The sequence below is a fragment of the Aquidulcibacter sp. genome, assembly GCF_049239865.1.
GTDB lineage: Bacteria > Pseudomonadota > Alphaproteobacteria > Caulobacterales > Aquidulcibacteraceae > Aquidulcibacter.
In genome coordinates this window covers 1-3,507 of record NZ_JBMLTR010000189.1, presented here as the reverse complement: position 1 = coordinate 3,507, position 3,507 = coordinate 1, and the positions used below count along the sequence as shown (strand labels likewise).

3 protein-coding genes are annotated in these 3,507 nt (G+C 54.5%); all 3 read left to right on the top strand.

Annotation, left to right across the window (positions count from 1 at the left end):
* The first annotated feature begins 315 nt into the window (after positions 1-315).
* Positions 316-687, top strand: a complete 372-nt coding sequence (rpsL, locus tag ACOVRA_RS13305; protein WP_085339554.1) for a 30S ribosomal protein S12 — start codon at positions 316-318, stop codon at positions 685-687.
* 131 nt (positions 688-818) lie between these two features.
* Positions 819-1,289 carry a 30S ribosomal protein S7 gene (gene rpsG / locus ACOVRA_RS13300; RefSeq protein WP_085339555.1) on the top strand — a complete coding sequence of 157 codons (471 nt, stop codon included), beginning with the start codon at positions 819-821 and terminating at the stop codon, positions 1,287-1,289.
* A gap of 39 nt (positions 1,290-1,328) precedes the next feature.
* Positions 1,329-3,407, top strand: coding sequence for an elongation factor G (fusA, locus tag ACOVRA_RS13295; RefSeq protein ID WP_421720724.1), 2,079 nt, complete (start codon positions 1,329-1,331; stop codon positions 3,405-3,407).
* The last annotated feature ends 100 nt before the right edge of the window (positions 3,408-3,507 follow it).

Here is a 3,507-nt window from a genome sequence, read left to right as displayed (position 1 = left end):
CCCCACTGCACCCCCACCTTGACCCAAACCCCGTCCGGATATAGGAACGCCGCCGAAGAAAGCCTCTGAGTCTTGGGGTGCCTTATGGGCATGGCTTAGGTTTGAGGGGTCTTCCAGACACTGTGATCATCTCGCGCATGGCGCACCGGACCAAGGGGGACGGTGGTTTTGCTCGTTTTGGCGTTTGGGTTTGTACTTGTGAGATAGGGCTGCGCGCGCAGCTTGACCGCCTAGGTTACCCGTCTTGGCGGGACGCGCATTGGAAAGAGGGTAATAGCCACCCATCCGTCGGCTATACAGGAGCGTTATAGAAACATGCCAACGATCAACCAGTTGATCCGTAAGCCGCGCCAACCATTGAAGGTGCGCAACAAGGTTCCAGCCCTGAAAGGCTGCCCTCAACGTCGTGGTGTTTGCACCCGCGTCTACACCACCACCCCAAAGAAGCCTAACTCGGCTTTGCGTAAGGTTGCTAAGGTTCGTCTGACCTCGGGTTCGGAAGCTGTGTGCTACATCCCAGGTGAAGGCCATAACTTGCAAGAGCACTCGGTGGTTCTGATCCGCGGCGGCCGCGTGAAGGATTTGCCCGGCGTTCGCTACCACATTCTGCGCGGCGTTCTCGATACGCAAGGCGTTAAGAATCGTAAGCAACGCCGTTCGCATTACGGTGCGAAGCGTCCAAAATAAGTTGCTCAGCAAATTATTTTTTCATTTTGGTTTGTTCGTTGGCTCCAAAGTTGCTTCGCAACAGCCAACAAACGGATTGGTTTTCTTGCAGGCCAAGCCCTGCTGCTAAAGTCTAGACACGAGGTTTTCCCATGTCACGTCGTCGCCGCGCCGAAAAGCGCGATATCCTGCCAGACCCGAAGTTCGGGGATATGGATGTCACAAAATTGATGAATTACATCATGTATGAGGGCAAGAAGTCGGTTGCAGAATCGACCATCTACGGTGCCTTCGATCTCTGTGAGAAGCGCGCTAAGCGGTCCGCTTTGGAGGTCTTCCATGATGCTCTTGATAATATCTCGCCTGCCATCGAAGTGCGTTCGCGCCGCGTGGGTGGGGCAACCTATCAGGTTCCTGTCGAAGTCCGTGCAGAGCGCCGCAAGGCATTGGCTCTCCGCTGGCTCGTGGGCGCTGCGCGCAAGCGCAACGAAACCACCATGCAAGAGCGTCTTGCTGGTGAGTTGACCGACGCCGCTATGAACCGTGGTTCGGCCGTCAAAAAGCGTGAAGACACGCATAAGATGGCTGAAGCGAACCGCGCATTCTCGCATTATCGCTGGTAATTCCAGCAAAACCACGAGCTCCCCTGAAAGGGTTTTTCAATGCCTCGCACCCACGCGATTTCTGACTATCGCAACTTTGGCATCATGGCGCACATCGACGCTGGCAAGACCACGACGACTGAGCGCATTTTGTACTACACTGGTAAGTCCCACAAGATTGGCGAAGTCCATGACGGTGCGGCTACCATGGACTGGATGACGCAAGAACAAGAACGCGGCATCACCATCACGTCCGCTGCGACCACCTGCTTCTGGCGCGACAAGCGCTTGAACATCATCGACACCCCAGGACACGTGGACTTCACCATTGAAGTTGAGCGTTCGCTGCGCGTGTTGGATGGTGCGGTCTGCGTGCTCGACGGCAACCAAGGTGTTGAGCCTCAGACCGAAACCGTCTGGCGCCAAGCTGACAAGTATGACGTGCCCCGCATCGTGTTCGTCAACAAGATGGATAAGATCGGCGCCGACTTCTATAACTGCGTCAGCGAAATCGTCACCCGCGTGGGCGGTAAGCCCGTGTGCTTGCAATTGCCAATCGGTGCTGAAAACAACTTCAAGGGCGTGATCGATCTGATCACCATGAAGGCGATTGTCTGGTTGGAAGAAAGCTTGGGCGCGAAGTTCAACGAGGAAGAAATTCCAGCGGATCTTCTCGAGCAAGCAAAAGAGTATCGTCATAAGATGCTTGAAGCCGTTGTCGAAATGGACGACGAAGTGATGATGGAATATCTCGAAGGCGTAGAGCCTGATGCAGATACCATTCGTCGTTTGGTCCGCACCGCTGTTCGCCGTCGTGCATTCCACCCTGTTTTGTGCGGTTCTGCTTTCAAAAACAAAGGCGTGCAGCCCTTGTTGGACGCGGTTGTGGATTACTTGCCATCACCGGCAGACCGTGAAGGCATCAAAGCAATCGACTTCAAGACGGACGAAGAAACCACCCGCCAGCCAACCGACGAAGATCCATTCTCGATGCTGGCCTTCAAGATCATGGACGACAAATTCGTCGGCACGATCACCTTCTGCCGCGTTTACTCGGGCAAGTGTTCAACGGGCGATGGCGTGCTGAACTCCTCGCGCGACAAGAAAGAACGCATTGGCCGCATGTTGTTGATGCATGCGAACAACCGCGAAGACGTGAAGGAAGCCTATGCAGGCGACATCGTCGCCTTGGCTGGTCTGAAAGAAGTCCGTACCGGGGACACCTTGTGCGACACCTTGAAGCCCGTGATCCTTGAGCGCATGGAATTCCCAGAGCCTGTGATCGAAATCGCGATTGAGCCGAAGTCGAAGGCAGACCAAGAAAAATTGGGTCTGGCATTGGCCAAGCTTGCGAACGAAGATCCATCGTTCCGCGTGTCGACCGACCAAGAAAGCGGCCAAACCATCCTGCGTGGCATGGGCGAACTGCACTTGGACATCAAAGTCGACATTCTGCGTCGTACCTATGACGTGGACGCAAACGTTGGTCAGCCAAAGGTTGCTTATCGCGAAAAGATCAACAAGCGCGCTGAAATCGACTACACCCACAAGAAGCAAACCGGTGGTACCGGTCAGTTTGCCCGCATCAAGCTCATTTTTGAGCCAGGTGATCCAGGCACTGGCTTTACCTTCGAAAGCCAAATCGTCGGTGGTTCGGTGCCTAAGGAATATATCCCAGGCGTCGTAAAGGGCCTCGAAAGCTCTGTTGCAAACGGTCTGTTGGCGGGCTTCCCGTTGATCGACTTGAAGGCAACTTTGGTCGACGGTGCCTACCACGATGTGGACTCGAGCGTCTTGGCGTTCGAAATCGCAGCGCGCGCTGCTTTCCGTGAGTTGAAGCAATATGGCGATCCACGTCTGCTTGAACCCATCATGAAAGTGGAAGTCGTCAGCCCAGAAGAGTTCACGGGTTCCGTGATCGGCGACATCAACTCGCGTCGCGGGATGATCCAAGGCCAAGACATGCGCGGCAACGCAAACGTCGTCAACGCCATGGTACCTCTGGCCAATATGTTTGGCTATGTGAATGATTTGCGGTCCTTCTCCTCGGGTCGCGCATCCTTCTCCATGTCCTTCGACCACTATGAAGAAGTGCCACGGGCCGTGAGTGCGGAAGTACTCGCTAAGCTTGCTGGCTAATCCCAAACCCCTTTTACCCAACTTATGAAAAGCTGAGAGACAAAAATGGCTAAGGAAAAGTTTGAACGTACGAAACCGCATTGCAACATTGGCACGATTG